At 36.8% G+C, this 20863-nt stretch carries 15 protein-coding genes; 8 read left to right on the top strand and 7 right to left on the bottom strand.

Going from position 1 to position 20863, the window contains the following annotated elements; translation table 11 throughout:
- Positions 1–373 precede the first annotated feature (373 nt).
- Both CRI88_RS21895 and CRI88_RS21900 read left to right on the top strand, forming a co-directional pair.
- Entirely contained in the window at positions 374–1954 is a 1581-nt protein-coding gene (locus tag CRI88_RS21895) for a helix-turn-helix domain-containing protein (RefSeq protein ID WP_101967029.1), read from the top strand.
- A 128-nt stretch (positions 1955–2082) separates the two neighbouring features.
- Positions 2083–3063 (top strand): ABC transporter substrate-binding protein, encoded by a 981-nt coding sequence (locus CRI88_RS21900; protein WP_101967030.1) that lies wholly within the window; start codon positions 2083–2085, stop codon positions 3061–3063.
- 47 nt (positions 3064–3110) lie between these two features.
- Here CRI88_RS21900 and CRI88_RS21905 read toward each other — a convergent pair whose 3' ends face one another.
- The 5 genes from CRI88_RS21905 to CRI88_RS21925 all read right to left on the bottom strand — a co-directional run bounded on the left by CRI88_RS21905 (position 3111) and on the right by CRI88_RS21925 (position 8850).
- Complete coding sequence (locus tag CRI88_RS21905) at positions 3111–3911, bottom strand: alpha/beta hydrolase (RefSeq protein WP_036125805.1); 801 nt, start codon at positions 3909–3911, stop codon at positions 3111–3113.
- Positions 3908–4894, bottom strand: a complete 987-nt coding sequence (locus CRI88_RS21910) for an ABC transporter substrate-binding protein (protein ID WP_036125808.1) — start codon at positions 4892–4894, stop codon at positions 3908–3910. The genes CRI88_RS21905 and CRI88_RS21910 overlap by 4 nt, the downstream gene beginning before the upstream one ends.
- Positions 4895–4939: 45 nt before the next feature.
- A complete protein-coding gene (locus CRI88_RS21915) occupies positions 4940–6127 on the bottom strand; it encodes a helix-turn-helix domain-containing protein (RefSeq protein ID WP_101967031.1) in 1188 nt (395 codons plus the stop codon).
- A 34-nt stretch (positions 6128–6161) separates the two neighbouring features.
- On the bottom strand, positions 6162–7796 hold the full coding sequence (locus tag CRI88_RS21920; RefSeq protein WP_101967032.1) for an ABC transporter substrate-binding protein: 1635 nt from the start codon (positions 7794–7796) through the stop codon (positions 6162–6164).
- 97 nt (positions 7797–7893) lie between these two features.
- A complete protein-coding gene (locus CRI88_RS21925; protein WP_180957839.1) occupies positions 7894–8850 on the bottom strand; it encodes an ABC transporter substrate-binding protein in 957 nt (318 codons plus the stop codon).
- Between the two features lie 232 nt (positions 8851–9082).
- Here CRI88_RS21925 and CRI88_RS21930 point away from each other — a divergent pair, with 232 nt between their 5' ends.
- Both CRI88_RS21930 and CRI88_RS21935 read left to right on the top strand, forming a co-directional pair.
- Complete coding sequence (locus tag CRI88_RS21930) at positions 9083–10249, top strand: MFS transporter (protein WP_101967033.1); 1167 nt, start codon at positions 9083–9085, stop codon at positions 10247–10249.
- A gap of 89 nt (positions 10250–10338) precedes the next feature.
- The gene (locus CRI88_RS21935) at positions 10339–11310 is read left to right on the top strand and encodes a helix-turn-helix transcriptional regulator (protein WP_036125819.1); all 972 of its coding nucleotides are present in this window, start codon (positions 10339–10341) and stop codon (positions 11308–11310) included.
- A 38-nt stretch (positions 11311–11348) separates the two neighbouring features.
- On the opposite strand, the gene CRI88_RS21940 is transcribed toward CRI88_RS21935, so the two are convergent.
- Complete coding sequence (locus tag CRI88_RS21940; protein WP_101967034.1) at positions 11349–12305, bottom strand: ABC transporter substrate-binding protein; 957 nt, start codon at positions 12303–12305, stop codon at positions 11349–11351.
- A 98-nt stretch (positions 12306–12403) separates the two neighbouring features.
- On the opposite strand from CRI88_RS21940, the gene CRI88_RS21945 reads away from it, so the two are divergent.
- From CRI88_RS21945 to CRI88_RS21960, 4 genes are all read left to right on the top strand, one after another.
- Positions 12404–13963 (top strand): AraC family transcriptional regulator, encoded by a 1560-nt coding sequence (locus CRI88_RS21945; protein ID WP_101967035.1) that lies wholly within the window; start codon positions 12404–12406, stop codon positions 13961–13963.
- Positions 13964–14063: 100 nt separating this feature from the next.
- Complete coding sequence (locus CRI88_RS21950; protein ID WP_101967036.1) at positions 14064–15008, top strand: ABC transporter substrate-binding protein; 945 nt, start codon at positions 14064–14066, stop codon at positions 15006–15008.
- A gap of 189 nt (positions 15009–15197) precedes the next feature.
- Complete coding sequence (locus CRI88_RS21955) at positions 15198–17108, top strand: AraC family transcriptional regulator (RefSeq protein ID WP_101967037.1); 1911 nt, start codon at positions 15198–15200, stop codon at positions 17106–17108.
- A gap of 143 nt (positions 17109–17251) precedes the next feature.
- The gene (locus CRI88_RS21960) at positions 17252–19174 is read left to right on the top strand and encodes an ABC transporter substrate-binding protein (protein ID WP_101967038.1); all 1923 of its coding nucleotides are present in this window, start codon (positions 17252–17254) and stop codon (positions 19172–19174) included.
- 106 nt (positions 19175–19280) lie between these two features.
- Here CRI88_RS21960 and CRI88_RS21965 read toward each other — a convergent pair whose 3' ends face one another.
- Positions 19281–20579 carry a hypothetical protein gene (locus CRI88_RS21965; protein ID WP_101967039.1) on the bottom strand — a complete coding sequence of 433 codons (1299 nt, stop codon included), beginning with the start codon at positions 20577–20579 and terminating at the stop codon, positions 19281–19283.
- Between the last annotated feature and the right edge of the window lie 284 nt (positions 20580–20863).

The following is a 20863-nucleotide window of genomic DNA, read 5'->3' on the forward strand; positions in this document are numbered from 1 at the left end:
ATTAAAAGTGATGTGTGACAACACCCCTCCATAAAAGAGTAATGAATACCTTCCCTTTTTTGCTAAAAAGTTAACATTTTTATTTTATGGATTGGAGTGGAAGGCTACTTGACTCCCGTGGGATAGCGAGACAGGCGAGCCCCTGCACGGAGCGGTAGCGGAGGAAGCGGCTCGGCGCTCGCCCACAGGAAAGCAAGTAGCCTGCAACGGAAATCCTTTTTCACCTTTCACATAAATTCTATGGATGGTTTTGTTTTTCAACACTAAGTCAAGCAATTATAGTTATCTATATTTGCTTGACTTTTAATGATAACTATTATCAATTATAATGACTCTATAATGATTGTTTCAATTATATTAAGGTGGATGCAAAATGTATAGATTAATGGACACAGCAATAATTGAATGGAAAGAAAAGGTTAATACATATTCACTTCATACAAAATTTCCAACCTTATTAGCTTGCGATGTTGCTACCAAAATTTCCTTAGATGGAAAATGGTTATGTTTAGATAAAAATGAAATGATATATCTTAGTGCGGGGAAAATAGCAAAGTTAGAAAAAGCAAATCACCAAGTTGTTCATTTATACATTGTATCTTTTCAAATGTACAGTCTTACTGAAGAAAATGCTGATTTATTGCTTTATCGTGTCGATCATAAACAATTGCCTGCCCATGGCTCAATTGCTAGTGTAGAAACATTATCGTATCGTGCTGTTACTCTTCTTCAAGAACTTGTAGGTGAGTTAGACTTAGGTGAACAGCATTTTCATAGTAGACAAAATTTTTTGTTGGAGGAAATATTACATTTATTTATCCAAGCTTTAAAGCCGTATAAAGAGAAAGTAGATTTGATTATGCGAGAAGCTCTAGCATATATCAATCGCCATTATGATCAAAATCTAAATCGATCACAATTAGCAGAGCTTATGGGTTTTAATCCAAGTTATTTTTCAAGATTGTTTCAACAACAAATAGGGCGTAGTTTCTCGAACCATTTGATGAGAGTGAGAATAGACAAAGCCAAAATGTATCTTCTTTCAACGGATGCCACATTGAACGAGATTGCGAGAAAAGTTGGCTATACAGATGGACTCTATTTAAGCCGAAAGTTTAAACAAATTGTTGGTGTATCGCCAAGTGAGTATCGGTATAGACCAAAGCCGAGACGTATTGTAGCATTCCAATATAGTGGTGATTTACTTGCTTTAGGCATACAGCCAATTGCTGCTCCTTTTACACCATGGGAAGTATCACCGCTTATACATCGTGAGCTTAGTGGTACGATTGATCTGGAGCAAGATAGAACTCATCAACTGGAGAAAATGGACATCGACCTAATCATTGTGCCTGAATATTTATATTATTGTCCAGGCAAGTTAGAAAAATTGGAGCAACTTGCACCCATTTTGGTTTTGCCATGGAATCAATTAGATCGACTTGAAGAAGTTAAGCTTATAGGGAAAATTCTTGGATGTGAGGCAGAGGCAACGATGTGGGTTGAGCATTATCAATCCATTACACATACAGCAGCTGCTAAGCTCGAATTCATTATACAACCTCACGAAACAGTAGGTTTATATGAGGTATGGGAGGATCATACAATATGTATTTGGAATACCACTGCAAGAGCTACCTTTAATTTATATAATGGCTTAAAGTTAACTCCTCCTCCACGTATTCAGCAAGAGGTGCTCGAAGTAAATAGTCATCTTTTTATAGAGGGAAATATATTGTCTGACTACGCTGCTAACCACATGTTTGTCGTCCTCACAGAAGATTACTATCAAGATTTCCCAAATAAGTTATTAAAGCATAAAGCTTGGAAGCAGCTATTTGAAGATCCAACAAGGAGCATTTATCCAATTAAGCTGAATGATTTTTGGTGCAATGATGGATTAACGCTAGAAAAACAACTTAGTATTATGCTAGAAAAGCTATATAATCATTAATAATGAAGCCAATGTCACTTTTGTCCATATGCAAGTTCTCACATTTTGAAATAGACGATTGAAGAAGAGACCATTACGATAAGGATATTGATTGAGAAAGATTATCATTATCGATAGGAGTGGAACAAATGGTCAAGGCGAGGCAAAGAATTTGGATAGGGTTAATGATGCTACTGTTGATTTTAATTGTTTTAGGTGGCTGTAGCAAGGCGACAAAAAGCAATTCAGAAAGCCCACAGTCAGAGTCAAAAAGTAATTCAGAAACAGATACAAAAGTTATTAAAACAGTTGATGGTGATGTTGAAATACCTGCCAATCCTCAACGAATCGTTACGCAAGGATATTTAGCAAATTTTTTAGTTTTTGATGTTAAACCAGTCGGTGCACCATATTGGGAAATGGAAAGCCCTTATACTATGGAATTAAGTGAAGGGATCACAGATATTGGTCAAATTGATGGAGGCTCGGTTGAAAAAATTTTATCACTTAAACCAGATTTAATAGTCACGGTTGGAGGAGATGAAAAATTAAATGAGCAATACCGCAAGATTGCCCCAACATTGGTCATCCCTTATGGTACATATCATGAAGTTCATGACGAAATGAGAGCTTTTGGGGAGATTTTAGGAAAAGAGAAGGAAGCGGAAAAATGGCTAAAAGAATTTGATAAAAAAGTAGCGAAGGCAAAGGATTCTATTAAAGGGTTAATTAGAGAAGGAACGACTTTTTCTCTTATGGGTCCGTTTGGAAAGGATTTTTATGTCTATGGTGATGGTGTAAATCGTGGTGGACAAGCAATTTATCAGCAGCTAGGTTTAACACCACCAAAATTAGTACGCAAGGATTTAATTGAGCCAAAAATTAATGCACTGAGTATTTCACAGGAAAAGATTGCAGATTATGCAGGTGACTATATCTTTTTAGATATTTCAGGAGAAGCGGAATTTGATGAGAATGACCCTGTATGGTCAACGATTGATGCAGTTAAAAATAATAAAGTATTCTACTTAAATCCCGAACGTTTCTGGCCATATGATCCAATTGCAGTGGAATCACAGGTTGAAGAAATTGCTAAAATGTTAAAGAACCATTTAGAGCAAGAGAAGTAAATGCTACAAAAAAGCCCAAGTGGATAAATTACCACTTGGGTCTTCTACTAGGAATCCAAAAAACGGGGAAGACGACTAAGCATACAAGGGAGGACGCTCACATGGTCCTCCTCATCAAATTTCACATAATCAGTAAGAATGTTTTTGTCGCTTAAACGCTTCATTTGTTCAGCTGCTTGATCAGCTCCTTCAAGCATATCTGGCAGCTCGTTAGCGCCGATTGTAAGTAAGAGATTAATAGTATGCTGACTGTTCCAAGTTTCAGCAAATTTGTCTATTTCTTTTAGTACGGCATTGTTAGCCCACCAAACAGAGGGGCTTCCGACTACTACATGACTAAATAAATTTGGTCTCGCACATAGAGCATACAGTGTGAAAAGACCGCCTAATGAATGACCAACAACCGCTTGTTTCTTCTTATTGACTGGCCACTCCTTTGCGATAGCAGGCATTAGCTCATGCTCAATAAAGTCTAGGAATTCATTGGCTTTGCCATTAGGAGGCCAAGGCGATCCATCTGGACGTGGTGGTAGCTGAGCTTCACTAACAGGTAGTGTAAAATCATTGCAACGTCGTTCCATATCAAAGGGTTCCTTTGAGGGATAGCCAATCCCAATAACAAGAATTGGCTCATAGCCTTTTGGTTTACGTGTTTGTAATTTTACTGCCTCAGCGAGCGTTGGAAAAAGAGCGTCCCCATCTAAGGCATATATAACAGTATAGCCATCTGCTGGTGGTGCTTCTGTTGGGGCAGCAATTAAAATTCGATAGTCAAGCTGTTGACGAGATGTCATGGCAACTTCAAAGTAGTTATCTGATGTATAAGGTTTCTTTGTCATTGTTGTCATGGCGCTAAAAACTCCAATACATCCTCTATCACTTTTCCTTGTGCATGAATACCACCATTTAGCCAATAATCCTCGGATGTTTCAAATACTTGATTATGTTTGAAGGCAGCTGTACTTTGCCAAATTTTACTGTCCTTCAACTCATTTATAAATTCATCTCCAAGATTGCCATCATTGATTAGGAAAATATAATCGGCATCAAGTTCAGGTAGAATTTCTAATGATACTTCAAAGGCACCATTTTTCACGTAGCTGCTTTGTTCAAATCCTAATTCATGTGTTAAGACATACCCACTGAAATACTCATCAGTCATGAAAAACATTCCTTTTGCATTAAAGCGAATTAACGCAACCTTTTTACCTTCTGTGATGGAGGCTAGCTTTGTTTTTGCTGCATCCACCTTTTCTTGATAGCCTTGTAAAGCTTGCTCAGCCTTGTCTGGTTCATCAAGTAATTGCCCTAAAATTTTAATAGAGCCTTCTAAATCGCTTGCAGCATTATTAAATACATAGGTTGGAGCAATTTTGGCATATTTTTCGTATGTGCCATTTTCCACATAAAATGAATTGTGCAAAATAATTAAATCTGGTTTATTAGCCATAATTGATTCGGCTGAAGGGGGACCACTTGCAAAGCTAATTTCAGGTACGCCTTGTAGCTGATCTTGTAAATAGAGCTGTGGTTTAACACCATTCGACCATTGCATAATAGGCTTGATGCCAAAAGCTAATAACGAATCCTCCATAACAGGTGCAAATATTTTTGTAGGCTTAGCAGGTAGTGTCACATCATTGCCAACCTCATCTTTTATTGTTAATGGATAAACACTTTGCTCCTTCGTATTTTCTGAGTCAGCCTGTTCTTCTTTATTACTTGATTGGTCATTGCATGCCGAAAGTATGCCAATAGCAAGCAATAACATCGCTAATATATAGGCAGATTTTAAAATCGTTTGACAGTGATTACGACAATTTTGTTTCATTGTTCATCAAAGTCTCCTTCCATTGATAATCATTCTCAAATGGAATTATAAATCACTGTCTGATAGGATACCATGGACGGAAACAGGAAAAGGGTTTGGATTTTTTCCGGTTAACATCAGCAACATTTCATCTAGCATTCGGTTTATAGCAATAGCAGAGTATTCGAACCAAGGATTTGATGGCAAAACATATACATGTCCATTTTTTACGGCTTGGAGCTCTTTCCAATGATCGAGGTATTGTAAAGTGAGCCAATAATTCCGAGTGGGCGAATCTGGGCAAATGATAAATAGTAGACGGTCTGGATTTATATCTACTAGCTGTTCAAGTGTAATAGGTTCGTTACATGTTTGTTGTTGCGCATCAACAAGACGAAGCTGCAAATCCGTAAAGAGCACATCCTGAATGCCTTTATTACAATATAAAAATAATTGGTCGCCACATAAACGGAGAACAGCAAAAGTATCCTCCCCAGTCACTCCTTTGATATCTTGTTTAGCCTGTAATACCTTTTGTTCATATGTTTGAATGAAATGCTCACCCACGCTTTGTTTTTTGACAGCAACAGCTATCTCTCTTAACTGTGTTCGCCAGTCCTTAGCTTGTATATAGACATTTTTAATACCCATTGTTTGAAGCCAATCAAGCATGGAGAGGGAGGGCTCCTCTTGGAAAATGTGAATATCTGGCTTAGCAGAGGCTAATTTTCTAAAGTTGTCTTCGGACTCTGCATCAAAAATATTGACATGCACTTGAATTTTGTCTTGGTAATGGTTGTAATAATAAGGACTCCATTTGGCATTCAATGGAGCTGCAACAGGTATGATGCCAAGTGCTAATAAATTCCCGGTAGCTGAAACAGAAAAAGTAGAGATTCGCTGACGAGCTATTTTATTAAAAGCAGAAGGTGAAACCCCCACTTCCTTTTTAAACTTCCGACTAAAATAAAATTCATCACTGTATCCAACTTTTCTAGCGATTTCACGAAGCAATAGATCTGTATCACGCAATAGCTGCTTAGCATGTCCAATACGCAGCTCCGTTAAATAATCAGTGGCACTTTGACCGAATGCCTTTTTAAATGCCTCACCAAAGTAGCTAGAACTTAGACCAGAAATGAGTGCCAGATGCTCCATCGTGAGTGGTTGATGATGGTTTTTAGCAATATAATCTCGAATATCCTTTAATGAAATTTGAGTTGTCATTCTATCTGTTATGCTTTCCGTTTTCATGTAACATGTCACCCCTTGTATATAATTATGGGAATTACTTTACAGTAACCAATAACTTTGGTAATGCACCGAGTAACTTCTCCCTTGTAAAGGCATCACTATAATTCCACTTTGTTGCATCCACTAAATAAACGTGGTTATTTTGTACGGCAGTGAGGCTTTTCCAAATATCACTTTGCATCAATTCCATCGTTGCCTTTTGCGATTCTGGTTTATCAGATAAAAGCATAAAGATTCGATCACCAGCGTATTGAGGCAAGTGGTTTATCGGAATTTCCTTATACCCCATGCTTGCTTGAAGTAATTTTTTTACTTGCGGGTGAGGTTGAAATCCATCTGGATGAAAAAGGGCAGGGGATAGACCTGTACAGCCCATGACATAAAGGCGTTTACCATGATCAAAGGTCAAAACTGATGCCGTTTCACCAGACTCTACAACGGTTTGTAGCTGCTGCCACATAGTTTGTTCTTGGATTTTAAAACGTGTTAGCCAATTTTCTGCACATTGTTGTTGGCTTAGCCATTGTCCTAATAGACGGATGCGTTCTTCTAATGAATCCCAAGAATTTAGGGTAATAGTTGGAGCAATCGACGATAATGCCTGATATTGCCGTTCGTCGTTATTTGTAAAAATGATTAAATCTGGATTAAGCTTTGAAGATTTTTCTAGATTGATTGGAAATGCTACATCTTGAATGTACGGAACATGGTTTTTATAAAAAGATTTACTAATAGAGTTTTTGTCACCACCTATTGGCTGTACATCAAAAATCAACATATCGCCAAATGTCTCTCCATGATAAATAATACGATGAGGAGAGGAAGGGATGACTACCTCATGTCCAGTCCAATCTTTTACAATTGTTCTTTGCTTATACTGCCGTGCAAACTGCTTTGGGGGAATCCCAATCACTTGTCGGAAGCGGCGATTAAAATAATATTCATCATCAAATCCAACTTGCTGTGCAATATCCTTTAATGGCTCATTTGTTTGTAGCAATAATTCCTTTGCATTGGTAAGACGTAAATCTGTAATATAATCTAACGGTTTTTTCCCTGTTAAAGTTTGAAAGATTGCGCTATATTGCCATTGAGCGATATGAGCTAGCTCTGACAGCTTTTTCACGGTTAAAGGCTGTTGATAGTAGCTATGTATATAGTTAATTGTTTCTTCAACCGACTTTGTCATTGTTAATTGGTAATTCACATGAAGCTGATGTTCAAATAATAAATTTAATAGTTCATACAAGATTCCGTGTTGTTTAAGATAATCTGATTTAAGCTTTAAATGATATAGATCTTCGGTAAGACGAATAAAGCGCGTATTTGGGTAAACGGTATACTCCACTTCATCAGAAAAAAGGGCTCCTAAATATGGAGAAGGGTACTCATGTTTTAGCTGAAAAGCTGTAAAAGTTATTTTATAGAAATGGAATTGCTTCGTTAGATCCGATAAATCTATCATAGAATGAGGTTGTATAAGAAAAATCTTCCCTTTCGTCACCAAATAGGGAATATCATCAATCGTTAATGTGCCACAGCCATCCATAAAAAGTATCATCGTATGGTGAGAAGTTGAGATAAACGGATAGCTCTGTGAAATATAGTCGATATCTTCTAAATGAAATAGTAAATTATTGTTAAAAGAAGATGAAATATTGTCTTCCATCTGTTCACTTCCTTGCTAAATGAAAATGATTATCAATTAACTATATTGTATAAAAAGTAAAGAGACATTTCAACAAAGATGAAATGTCTCTTGCTATTTATTTTTTTAGCATAGTAGGTATTTGTGTTAACAGCCATTCTCTAGTTGAGGCATCGCTATCACTTTTTTGAATATCAATTGTGTAAACATGTCCATTTTTCACAGCAGGTAGGTTCTTCCAGATTGGGCTTTCCATCATTTCTTTTGTCGATTGTTTCGCCTCATCATCTACTGGTGTTAGGATGAAAATTCGATCACCAGCATATTCAGGAAGAAGTTCTGTGGAGATTTCAGCAAAGCCTGTTCCATCATCAAGTATTTTTTGTATTTTGTCACCAGGCTTAAGAACGTTTGAATCGTATAAAACTTGAGAAAGTCCAGCACGTGCCATTACAAATAATCGGTCTCCTGGATAATAGGTTAAAACCGATGCCGTTTCATCTGGTTTAACGCTGCCATCAGCTACAAGTGAGTTCCACATTTTATCTGCTTTTTCTGTATAGTCATCTATCCATTGTGCTGCTTCATCTTTTTTATTAAGTATATCGCCTAGCTCTGTCAAACGTTGGTCCAAAGGCGCGAAAGTATCAAGCACTATAGTTGGAGCGATTTTAGAAAGCTGTGAATATGTCTTATCATCAGAAGTACCAATAATGATAAGGTCTGGTTTTAATGACAATGTTTTCTCAACATTAATAGGAAAACCAACGTCCTCTACATCTTTTACACGATCTTCCCAAGCATAATTTGTAATCCAGGAGAAGCCTGCACCAACTGTTTTAATATTCAATGCAAGCAAATCACCGTATCCTTCTCCATGATAAACCACTCTCTGTGGATTTACTGGGATTTCAACCTCATGATCTAAATAATCCTTATACATACGAGTTGTTGCTTCAGTTGTTGTTGTCCCTTTTTTATTTGTCTCTTCATTGCTTGAACCACAAGCAGCCATAAATATCCCCATCAGTAGTAATAGGCTACAAATGAGTATATGTCGATTTAATTTTTTCATGTCTATTCCTCCGTAAATGATAATCATTATCGATATTGATTAGCATAATTTAGTCATTGTCCAAGGACAATGGACAAACAAAAAATGGGTCATTGAGGTTTATCCAAAAAGCGAATGTCTTCTCTTTTAAATGGCAGAAAATAAAATCCGTTTAACCGTATAAGCATCCTTCCATAGGTGGAAAATGGGCCTTTCATTGAACTAAGATGCATGTAATGAAAGGAGTATACAAATGAAAAAATTTTGGGTGTTTGTCTTAACAGGTATGCTATTAATTGTTACAACGACAGGATTTGCACGTATGGCCTATGGCATTATTTTACCGTTTATGCAGGAGGGGTTAAGCCTTACGACCTCTCAGTCTGGTTACTTAGGTACAATGCTGTTTTTAGGCTATTTACTAACTGTTGGACTTTCAGGAGTACTCACAATACGCATTGGTGCAAAAAATGTTCTGTTAGTTGGAGGAGTCTGTGTTGTTTTAGGATTGATGGGTCTAGTTTTCGTCACTAGCTTCTGGGAGGCTGCTATCACACTGTTTTTTGCAGGCGCTGGTAGTGCACTTGTGTATACACCACTACTATCTATAGCCATTAGCCTATACCCTAAGAAACGAGGGACTGTCATGGGACTGTTAATGAGTGGAGCTGGAATTGGGATGCTTTTATCAGGCTTACTCGTCCCTTTTATGCTGCAACAATTTCCTACGTTAGGATGGCGAGGGGCGTGGTTAGTATTTGCGATTTTGACACTGATCGTCATGTTGTTAGCGTTCTGGACGATAAAGCAACCAAATCCTGTTAAGAAGGATACAATACAGGAAAAAACAACAGCATGGCGCAATAAGCAGCTATATATCATTGCAGGTATTTATTTTGCTGTTGGTCTAGTCTATCTTATTCCTAATCTATACCAAACAAGCTATATGAAAAGCCTTGGGCTATCCAATGGACTAGCAGGTTCCATTTATGCCATTGCGGGAATCGTGTCGATTGGAGGCGCTCCATTCTGGGGAATGTTAGCAGATAAAATGGGTATTAAAAAGGCATTAACAGCGGCTTTACTACTATCGGTTGTCGGCGATTTACTACCAATAATGTTTGAAAATATTGGAGGGTTTATATTATCCTCTATTATTTGGGGTTCATCACTCGGTGGTGTTCTTGTCTTGATTCAGATGAAGGCAAGCCAGCAAGTGCCACCTCCATATATTGCATCTGCCATCGGATTTATTTCCATTTTTTATGCAGTTAGTCAAATGATGGGGCCTGGTTTAGCAGGTTGGTTAATTGAGCATGTTGGAGGATTTCCAGTTGCTTATGGCTTTGGAGCGATAGTTTTCTTTATATGTATCCTGCTAGCATTTACAATGACTACTGCAACAACAGAAGAATTCTAAATTTCATAGCGGAAAAGATGTACCTTTGCTATACTTTGGTTAATTATTGATAATCATTCTCAATAAAATACTGAGGGATGGTGAACGCTATGAATATCGACTTTCATCAAAATTTTACTCAATTTTTTCATGCATTAGAGATACTAAAACCACAGGAAAATGCAACACAATATATGACATTCCAATCATCGATAAAGGAAGGGGCAATACATCGTTTTATGCCTCGTGCAGATTTAGAGGTGGTTGTATCGGATTATTCATTTCATCAAGAACATCGAATGTATATCTCTACAGCGAAGCCAATGGTGGAAGTTAGCTACTGCTTGCAAGGGACACGTGGCGTTCATATTTCTAATTGTGAATATGAAGTAACGCCAGGAACATGTACTTTGCAATTAATGGAGCAAGTAGAGGCAAATTTTTTATTTAATAAAGATGAGTCTTATCAGATGGTTGGCATCGGTATTCCCGTAACAACTTTTAATCATTACATGGAAAAAATCAATGGCAATGGCGGTGCTACCAAGTTTTCTAAGGTTCTTCAAGGATATCCCTATCGTTTGTTTCAAGAGAAGATAGATTCGCTTGATTTGTTTATGGTAAAACAGCTGCTAGAAGGGATAGCAGCTAATCGGATGACTAATTTGGAGTTAGAAAGCATGGCTTTACAGCTTTTAACGAGAACATTTCAAACCTTTTTCTCTCATCCTACTAATTCAATGGAATTTTCACAGGACGATAGAGCTAAACTATCTCAAGCAAAAGCCATCATGGCAGGAAATATAGTGAATCCTCCTTCACTCATGGAGCTGTCTCGTTTAATTGGCTTAAATGATTATAAGTTGAAAAAAGGATTTAAAGAAATGTATGGCACAACAGTATTTGGCTACTTACGTGAGCAAAGATTAGAAAAGGCTTGTTATTTACTACAAAATGGAACAATGAATGTCATGGAAGTGGCAAATGCTGTCGGGTATTCGAATCCAAGTCATTTTGCTGAGGTTTTTAAGGAGAGGTATGGGCTGAGTCCTCGAGAATTTGTAAAATATAGTTCACACTAAAACCCCTCCAGCGTTATGTTGACGCTGGAGGGGTTTTCTTACTTAGCAATGCTATCTACGACATTTTGAATGATTTGTCGATTAGCAATAGCCCCTGAATATAACCAACTTGAATTTTGGTCAAATTCATAAACATGGCCATTTTTAATAGCAGGTATATTTGCTAAGAGTGGATCACTTAATAATTCAGTGCTGCCTGTATGATCACTGTTAATAACAAAAAGATAGTCAGCATCTATTTGTATAAATTTTTCTAAAGAAACCTGTGACCAATCACCAGCAGCAGAGGCTGATACCTCTTTTACTAAGGTTGGTGTTTGTAGTCCGAGATCCTCATAAAGAACAACACCGCTAGAAGCTGTGTCACTTACCATATAAATTGTATTTTTAATATTCCAGATGACAGTGGCAGAAGGGCTTCCGACTTTGTTGTGAATAGCTTCTTTAGCTTCTTTAGCAAATTGATCATAATCTGCAAGGACTTTTTTTGCCTTATCTGTTTGACCAAAGATTGCGCCCATTGTTAAGAGCTTATTGCGCCAATTATTATCCTCTGCTCCCATGACATAAGTAGGTGCAATTTTGCTATATTGCTCGTATTTTTCACCTTCGGCAATTTCAGGTGAACCAACTACAATTAAATCAGGATTAAAGCTTGTAACAGCTTCGTAAGGAAGATCAAATTCAATCGTTGGGATGTCTTTTAATGAATCTTGAAGGTAGCCTTGGATAGAGGTACCTCCTTTGACTGACCATTGTGCAACTGGCTTGATGCCTAATGCTACAAGGTGATCTTCTAAATAGGGTGCAATGACATGCTGAGGATTTTTGGGAATGGTCACCTCATGACCGATGGCATCTGTTAAAACTCGATTAGTGCTCTTTTCATTTGTTGTATCGGATGAGGAAGATGGTTGATTTCCACATGCAGCTAATAGGATGGAAATAATAAAAATGCCTATTAACAAGACATTCTGTTTTATATATTTTGTCAAAACGATAAGCCTCCTAATTCAATTGATTTCTATCATGCTATTTCATTATAATGAAAATGATAATCAATATCAATTTGATGTTTAGGAGATAAAACGAAATGAACAAAGATCGTCAGTTACTGTCCCATATTTTTTATCAACCTATTCAAATAGTGACATTACAAGAAATGTTAAATGACAAAGCAGCACATTTCACACATCCTATTATTGTCATCATTTATGAGGGACAAGTAGAGTGCACCCACCAAGGTAAGAAGATTCAGCTTAGTTCAAATTCTGTTATGCTGTTGAACGATACTGACGATTTTCATCTACTTGAAACAGGTGAAAGTAGCGGAATCGTCATTCAATACTGTGCATATGGCTCTAAAACGGATCATTTATTACAAGATGCTATTTTAATTGAACATGGCTCCTATCGGCTCATGAATCTAGCTAAAGAAATAGAAAAGGAAGCGGACGCCCAAGGTAACAATCCGTTTCACTTACAAAAATTATTTGGTGAAATGCTTGAAGTGTTATACAACCATTTACGTGATAATACACAACAACTATGGATTGATAAGGTACTTCATTATATCAACCTACATTTTCGTGAAGAATTAACAAGGGAGCAGCTGGCTGAAAATGCACAAGTAAGTCCTGAGCATTTTTCACGTACCTTCCACAAGCATACTGGTCATACATATAGTGAATATTTAACGTTGCTAAGAATACGAGAATCCCAGAAAAAGCTGTTGTTAGCGATGCCGAAATTAGATGATCTTGCCCAGGAGGTTGGCTACCGTGAGGGTACTTATTTAAGTCGGAAATTTAAAGAATTAGTGGGTATGTCACCGACAGTTTATTATCAAAAATCGAAGCGTGTCATTGCGCTTAATACCAATCATACAGCCTGCTTACTTGCTCTAGGCATTACGCCAGTGTTGGGGGTGTATTCTCCATTTCTGGAGGGCATCGAGCCAGTACCCTCTTTGCAGAGGCTTAAAGGCTATGAGTATGCTATTACGTCAAATTATCAGGAGATAACCGCAGCATGTCCAGATGTCATTGTTAACTACAGTGGTGGCAAGGAGAAACAAGCATTACTGTCAGTAGCCCCTGTATTCGAGCTACCATGTAGACAATTGAGTTGGCGAGAGCAATTTGGGCTGATTGCCGATATTGTTGATAGACGAGAAGTGTGTAAGAGCTGGCTTCAGCAATATGATGAACAAATAGCGCATTGTAACTATATTCTTGATCAACAACTTGGGTCAAGAAGGGGTACCGCTATTGTTTGGGAAATAGGTAGTCATCAAGCATATTGTTTAAATAGTAGTCATGGGAGAGGAAGTCATATATTATATGAGGATTTAGGCTTTAGTCGACCAGATACTATAGTCACGAAAAACATTGAACAAACAGGCTACTTAACAGTAGATATTGAAGATATTGTGTACTTTCCAGCTGATTATATATTCGTTACGGCTCTTCCTACAACCGATTTTGGAAAGGAGTGTCTCTTAACAGTATTGCAGTCAGAAAAATGGCGGTCACTTACGGCAGTGCAAAAGAAGCAGATGTACTTTATGAATCAATATGAATTATTTTATGGCTATGACCCATTATCTACAGTGGCTCAATTACAAAAATTAATGGAAGTACTAACATCATAAAAGTACAAGGGAACAAATCACTTCCATGCATAGACAGTTATTTTACTTTCTTCTACAATTATTGAGAATGATTATCAACTAATGTGTATGGAGGGAAAAAATGCTTAGACAAAATAGAAAATTCATAGCACCACTGTTTCTTCTATTACTTCTTTTGTTAACGGCTTGTGGGGAAAATGAAAAAAACACTAGTTCAACTACAGAACAAGATACAAAAGAAGCAGAGACAAAAACGGTCCAGACGACAAATGGCGAAATTGTTATTCCGACTAATCCACAGCGTATCGTAGCAGAGGAATATATTGCTAGTTTGCTTGTATTGGACGTGAAACCAGTGGGAGCTCCTGGGTTGGCTCTTGAAAACTATTATTTAAAGGATGGATTAAAGGATGTAGAAGAAATCGGTGATTATGGAAAACCATCGATTGAAAAAGTTATATCACTCAAACCAGATTTAATTATTACGGGCAATGGGGAAAATTACGATGCTTTAAGTAAAATTGCACCGACAGTTGTCATCCCTTATGGTGAATTAAAGAATGCACATGAAGAGCTTACATATTTTGGTGAATTGCTTGGCAAAGAGCAGGAAGCGAAGGATTGGCTCGCACAATACGATCAAAAGATTGCCGATGCAAAAGCACTGGTAGATGCGATTATTCCAGAGGATGCAAGCTTTTCTATTATTGAAGATGCAGGCAAATCTTATTATGCTTATGGCGATAACTTTGGACGTGGTGGACAGCCAGTTTATCAGTCGCTTGGTCGTAAGCCACCCGCTAAAGTAGCAGACGAAATTATGGAAAAGCAGTGGGTTGAAATTTCAAAAGAGGTGCTAGCAGATTATACAGGAGACTACATCATTTTAACTGCAGATGGTCGCACAGTTGAAGATTTTAAAAATGATCCAATATGGGGCAGCCTACCAGCTGTAAAAAACGATCATCTTTATGTTTGGCCTGAGGAACGTTCGTGGTACTATGACCCTACAGCAGTGTTGGCTCAGGTTGAGGAATTAACCAAATGGCTAACGACTAAAAAATAACAGGGTGAGTTGTGCAGATAATTTATTAGTACGATGGTTTTTAGCAAGTAAAAAAGGAAGCAACTTTAGCAATAAAGGTGCTTCTTTTTTGTTGTTTCATTTTAATATATTATTGAGAATGTTTATCATTTATAATATTCACATGAGGTACCATTCTATGCTTTGACTAGAAAGGTGTGAAAACAAACAGTGAACATAGATGACCATATCCTTTTGTGGAAGGCTGCTTCCATTCAATTGTTTGATATTCGTTATACAAGGATGCAAAGTGATGAACAGCTTAGCTCCTATCGTGTACCAGCAAGCGGTTTTTTGTACGCAATAAAGGGAAAGGCTAAAGTATTATTAGACAGTAAAGCCTATAAGATAGAAAATTTTTATATAGTGCATGTTGGTAAAGGGAGCTGCCTGCATATTAGTGCTGTAGAAGATAGTTTGGAGTACTATTTAATTCTCTACAAAGCGACGTTACCTCTTCCTCATAGAAAAAATTTGCTAGCATTGTGGGAACGTGAAAAACCTTTTCAGCTTCAATATGTTTTTCAAATTTCGAATGCGCTCACATTACAGGAAAAAATCGAAACTATGCACCGAGAGTGGCTCAAACAGGGCAATATAGCCCATTTTCATGTCAAAGTCCTTTTTTATCAATTCATTTATGAACTTTTGCAGCAATTACATCAACAGCAGGTCATTGTTCAACAGCCGGATCTTGTGGAGCAAATTCAAAATTATATAGAAGAATATTACAATCAACCGATTACACGAGAATCGCTTGCTCAAATGTTGAATTATAGTGTGCCCTATATAGCTAAGCAATTTAAGCAGAAGACGGGTAGAAGTATTATTGATTATCTTATCCAGATAAGAATACAAAAAGCACAGCAGTTATTATTACATACCACTTCGAGCTTGCAGGAGATTGCGTCGAGTGTTGGCTATGAAGATGTCTCTTATTTTATCCGTATCTTTAAAAAGTACAGTGGGCAAACCCCAATGCAATTTAAACAACAGCCAGATAAGCATAAATCGTATCGTCCTATGTATCGGCTTTCTTTGTCTAATGATAAAAAGTGGATACGACATTATATTGATAATGATAATTATTATCAATATAAAGCAAAAGGAGATTTATCGATGAATAAAAAAGCAAAGTCCTCTATGATGGCGACTTTATTGCTATGCTTCACTTTATTGCTTAGTGCATGCTCTGGTACTGCTATCACAGCTTCTAATAATGGAGAAACAAAAGCACCAGCTAATGAGTCAACGGAAGTACAGTCGACAACCAAAATTGTATCCACTGTGAAGGGGGATGTCGAGATTCCTGTTGACCCAGAACGTATCGTAACCGATTATTACCCAGGTTTTTTATTAACTATGGGCATTAAACCAGTTGGAACACAGGAGCTTTATATGAAAAGCCCTTACCTGAAGGAGCATAATGAAGGAATTACTTATTTTGAAGAATCCCTTGAAGCAGTAGTTGATTTGAAGCCCGACCTTATCATTACTGGGGATGATAAGAAATACGAAGCATATGCTAAAATAGCGCCTACAGTTTTAATACCCTTTAATTTAGAAATGGATGCAACATTGGAGGAGTTTAGTAAAATTTTAGATAAAGAAGAAGAAGTGAAGGCTTGGTTAGATGACTATAATCAAAGGGTAGCAAAAGCGAGACAAACGGTTCAAGATATCATTGGTAAGGATCAAACCGTGACGATTTTTGCTGGTGGAGCAAAAAATAACATAACATTATATGGTAATGGTTATACAGGGCGATCATTTTATGATGGGCTTGGGCTAACTCCACCCGCAAAAGTAGTAGAGGAAATTGATCCTGAAAAGCCGTGGCTGGAATTATCACCTGAATTACTTCCAGATTATGCGGGTGATTATATTTTTGTGGCTGTTGATAAAGCGACAGAAACATATGATTATAAAAACGAACCAGTTTGGAAAACGCTAGATGCTGTGCAAGATGATCAAATTTTTGAAATTGATGGCTGGAGTTTCTGGTTTTCAGATCCTATTTCAATCCTAGGACAAATTGAAGAAGTGACAGAAATGCTAGTACAGCATGCAAAAGCAAAATAAATGGGATTCCATAAAATCACTCAAGCATTGGATGTTTGAGTGATTTTTCTATGTTTCATGCATGATTGTAGAAAAATGTATTGAGAACGATTATCAATTATAATAAACTGGGAGATAGTGATAATTGGAAGGAATGATGTAGGATGCTGCCAAAAGAGGAGTTTTTTTTTCTTTGGAATCATGCAACGATTAAAGTACTCGATATACGATATGAACTATTTAAACCTGAAGAGATTGGGAAATTATATAAATTGCCTGCTAATATGTTTCTTTTTGCCACAGGTGGAGGTGCAGAAATCCAGATCGATTTAACAAACTATACACTAGAGGGCTTTCATCTTATTCACGGTGGAAAAGGCTCCACTTTGCAAATCGTGGCAACAGACAAAGGGTTTGAATACTACATGGTATTTTATCGAGCTTCCATTCCTTTAACCCTTAATAAAATGATAGCAAGAGCCATGCAAAGCAATAATCCTTTCAACTATCAATACAGTCTTATACCTAACTCACCTATTACTATGTTTAAAAAAATACATTATATGTATATAGAATGGGGAAATGCTAATAATCTCAGCAAATTTACCATTAAATCGCTATTCTATCAATTATTAAATGAGATTTTCAAGCAGTTAGAACAAGACAGTATCGACATTCAAAAGCTGAATGTCTCTAATCAAATTAAAGCCTATCTAGAAGAAAATTATGCACAGCCATTGACTTTAGAATCAATTGCGAAGGCATTACGCTATAGTCCATCCCATTTATCCATTCAATTCAAGCAACAAATAGGTTGTAGTCCGATTGAGTATTTAATTCAGCTCCGTATTGAAAAAGCTTCTATTTTGCTTGAGCAGACAAATGCTAGCTTGCGCGATATCGCAATGGGTGTCGGCTATAACGATGTTTATTATTTTAGTAGACTATTCAAAAAGAGAGTAGGCGTTTCCCCCATAAAATTTCGTCAAAGGGAACAGTTGAATCGTCTAGTAAAAGATAGTCCTTCAATGTCTGAAAGATACTCCATTGTCGATTGGAGCTTCCAAGATTATATTGAGAATGGTTATCAATATAATGAAAGGAAGTATGAACCAATGAATAAAAGAGGATTATCAGCTATTGCAACACTCTTTCTATGTCTGACACTTTTATTAAGTGCTTGCAGTAGTGGAGCAACAACAAATACTGGAAGCGGGGAAAAACAGGCCTCTACGGCACAAGCAGTCAGCGAATCACAAACAAAAATTGTATCCACTATGAAAGGAGATGTAGAAATACCTGTAAATTCTGAGCGAGTAGTGGTGATGTATTATACAGGTGATGTACTAGCTTTTGATGTGACACCAGTGGGCTCCTCTAAAATACAAGAGGGAGCAGCATTTGAGGAAGAATTAAAAACAGTTGAAAGTTTAGGTGAGTGGTTCGAACCAAATGTGGAGGCAGTAATCCAATTAAAACCTGACGTCATCATTATCCCAAGTAAGGATGAGCTGTATGAGCAAATGCAAAAAATTGCACCTACTGTCATGATCGATTTCTCTACATCACTGGATGACCGTTTAACGAAGATTGGTGAAGTATTAGGGAAAGAGAAAGAAGCAAAAGAGCTTTTAGCTAATTTCTATACAAAAGTAGAGAACAGTCAAGAGAAGCTGAAAGAGGCAGGTATTTTAGATAAAACAGTTAGTATTATGGAAGGCGGCAAAGGACAAATGTCCGTAGTGACAAGCTATACCTATGGACGTGGTTCCCAAGCTATTTATGAGTATTTAGGTTTGAAAGCACCTGATATTATTCAAAAGAAAATTGATGACAAAAACAACACGGATGAGGCAATCAATGTTTCTTTAGAAGTACTAACAGATTATGCAGGTGATTTTGTGTTCCGTTCATCCTACGAAGGAATGGTGGATTTAACAGATCACCCAGTTTGGTCTAATATCCCAGCCGTTAAAGAAGGAAGACTGATTGAAATGGATTTTGGTTTTTGTTACTATAACGACATTTATTCATTAACAAAGCAGCTAGATTTCATCGTGGACAACCTAGTAGCTACGACAAAATAGTATAAACATTAGAGAGTGCCCCATAAATATCGTTTATGGGGCTTTTGTCTACAGTCTGGAACAACTAACTTGAATTTAGTTGTTTCTTCTTTCAGAAGCGTCATGCTTATTTTCTTATAATTTGGAATGTGCCAGACGTAGTTGCTTGAACAATATGACGATTTCCATCAACATAGAAGTTAGTATGCAACTTCTCACCTAAATCGTTCCTTTGAATAATGGAAGCATTTTTAGGCAAATTGTTAATAATTAATTCGATGTTTTCCTCGAATTCTATAGGTTTATTATTGAGTGTCATCTTGAATGTAATGTTATTTAATTTTCTTTTAAGCTGAATTTCTATGACACCAGTAGTATCCTTATCCACTAAAGTTGAGAGAGAAGGAATAATTAATGTCATATTAGATTTGGTAGTTAAGATAAATCTTTCTGTGTGAACTCCTGGGTCAGTGACATTTATTTTTGCACTATAATCATTTCTATTTCTAGACATAGCCGTTGTTTTACCAGGCAATGCGGCGATATTGGAAAAATTAGGCTTTGTATTTTCAACTGATTGTGTTGGAAGTTTATATTTACCATTCACAAGATCAATTAAAATAGACACATTTGGAACTATTTGTTGCTGCACGGGTGTTAGCGCCTCAAACGCAGTTTTAACCTTTTGTACATCCTTAATTGTAGATGTTTTAGGTGATAGAGTAGCAATGGCATTTTCTACATCTTTGGCAGCAGCTTTATCCTTTACGACAAGTCGTTCAGCCTCTAATAATAGTTGCTCTGTACCATACGGTAAATAAGCATTTGTAAATTTTCGTAATGCATTATATTCAGCACGTGCTGCCTCAACTTCTTGATGGAAGCTTAAACGTGAAGAATTTAATAATTGTATTTTCGTTACTACTTTGTAAATTGTCGTATTTGGACTTATATATGATGATAGTATTCTCTGTGTTTCAGCATTAACAAATGTTTTCTGTGCAGCGTTTAAAGAATTGAACCACTCCCTTGTAGCCAAAACATTTTCATAATAATTTACTGCGGTAGGTTCTACAGAAGCTAGTTTTTCTTCAATTTGTGAAGCGAGTTTACGATATAAAATTCTAGTATGTTGATGATTGGAAAGTACGTCATAATTAGTAACATACTGTTTTTCTGTTTCAGTCAAGTTGTTATAAGCTTTGAGAGCCGATTCCAATCTTGTTTGGAATGAGGAATATCGATCATCAATGATTGATATGAGCTGAATAACATTCCAGACATTAGAATTGTAGTAGTAGTTATTATTGTATGTGTAGGCTATTTTTGATGGCTCTGTAACTTCAGCTGCTGATGCTGGTGCACTGTAAAGAAGTGAAGGGATAGCAACTAAAGACAGCAAAGCCAATCTTTTTTTGTTTTTCATACTAAGAGAAGCCTCCTATTTTATTTTTCATGGTAGATGCAGTGGGAATCTATCCAAGATTTGGTGTTAAATCAATTTTATCATAGCCTAGGATCTTTTTATGCATTTTTTAGATGATTAGGTAGATTGGTTATAAAATTTATGTGAGCATCATATAACTTCAGTACCTATAGAGGAAGTTATATTTGTAAAGATAATAGAAATTTAATGGGAAAAACAGGAGATGTTGAGTAGTGAGCATGGTGAGTCAATTGGTTACAATTGATCCCGAAGGTTAAAAATGC

This window comes from Lysinibacillus fusiformis (genome assembly GCF_002845985.1).
In the GTDB taxonomy this organism is placed as follows: Bacteria; Bacillota; Bacilli; order Bacillales_A; family Planococcaceae; genus Lysinibacillus; species Lysinibacillus fusiformis_D.

What these genes read in the sequence shown, in the direction of transcription:
- CRI88_RS21895 (WP_101967029.1), top strand. Translation starts at nt 374, where the DNA reads ATGTATAGATTAATGGACACAGCAATAATTGAATGGAAAGAAAAGGTT.
- CRI88_RS21900 (WP_101967030.1), top strand. Translation starts at nt 2,083, where the DNA reads ATGGTCAAGGCGAGGCAAAGAATTTGGATAGGGTTAATGATGCTACTG.
- CRI88_RS21905 (WP_036125805.1), bottom strand. Translation starts at nt 3,911, where the DNA reads ATGACAACAATGACAAAGAAACCTTATACATCAGATAACTACTTTGAA.
- CRI88_RS21910 (WP_036125808.1), bottom strand. Translation starts at nt 4,894, where the DNA reads ATGAAACAAAATTGTCGTAATCACTGTCAAACGATTTTAAAATCTGCC.
- CRI88_RS21915 (WP_101967031.1), bottom strand. Translation starts at nt 6,127, where the DNA reads ATGAAAACGGAAAGCATAACAGATAGAATGACAACTCAAATTTCATTA.
- CRI88_RS21920 (WP_101967032.1), bottom strand. Translation starts at nt 7,796, where the DNA reads ATGGAAGACAATATTTCATCTTCTTTTAACAATAATTTACTATTTCAT.
- CRI88_RS21925 (WP_180957839.1), bottom strand. Translation starts at nt 8,850, where the DNA reads ATGAAAAAATTAAATCGACATATACTCATTTGTAGCCTATTACTACTG.
- CRI88_RS21930 (WP_101967033.1), top strand. Translation starts at nt 9,083, where the DNA reads ATGAAAAAATTTTGGGTGTTTGTCTTAACAGGTATGCTATTAATTGTT.
- CRI88_RS21935 (WP_036125819.1), top strand. Translation starts at nt 10,339, where the DNA reads ATGAATATCGACTTTCATCAAAATTTTACTCAATTTTTTCATGCATTA.
- CRI88_RS21945 (WP_101967035.1), top strand. Translation starts at nt 12,404, where the DNA reads ATGAACAAAGATCGTCAGTTACTGTCCCATATTTTTTATCAACCTATT.
- CRI88_RS21950 (WP_101967036.1), top strand. Translation starts at nt 14,064, where the DNA reads ATGCTTAGACAAAATAGAAAATTCATAGCACCACTGTTTCTTCTATTA.
- CRI88_RS21960 (WP_101967038.1), top strand. Translation starts at nt 17,252, where the DNA reads ATGCTGCCAAAAGAGGAGTTTTTTTTTCTTTGGAATCATGCAACGATT.
- CRI88_RS21965 (WP_101967039.1), bottom strand. Translation starts at nt 20,579, where the DNA reads ATGAAAAACAAAAAAAGATTGGCTTTGCTGTCTTTAGTTGCTATCCCT.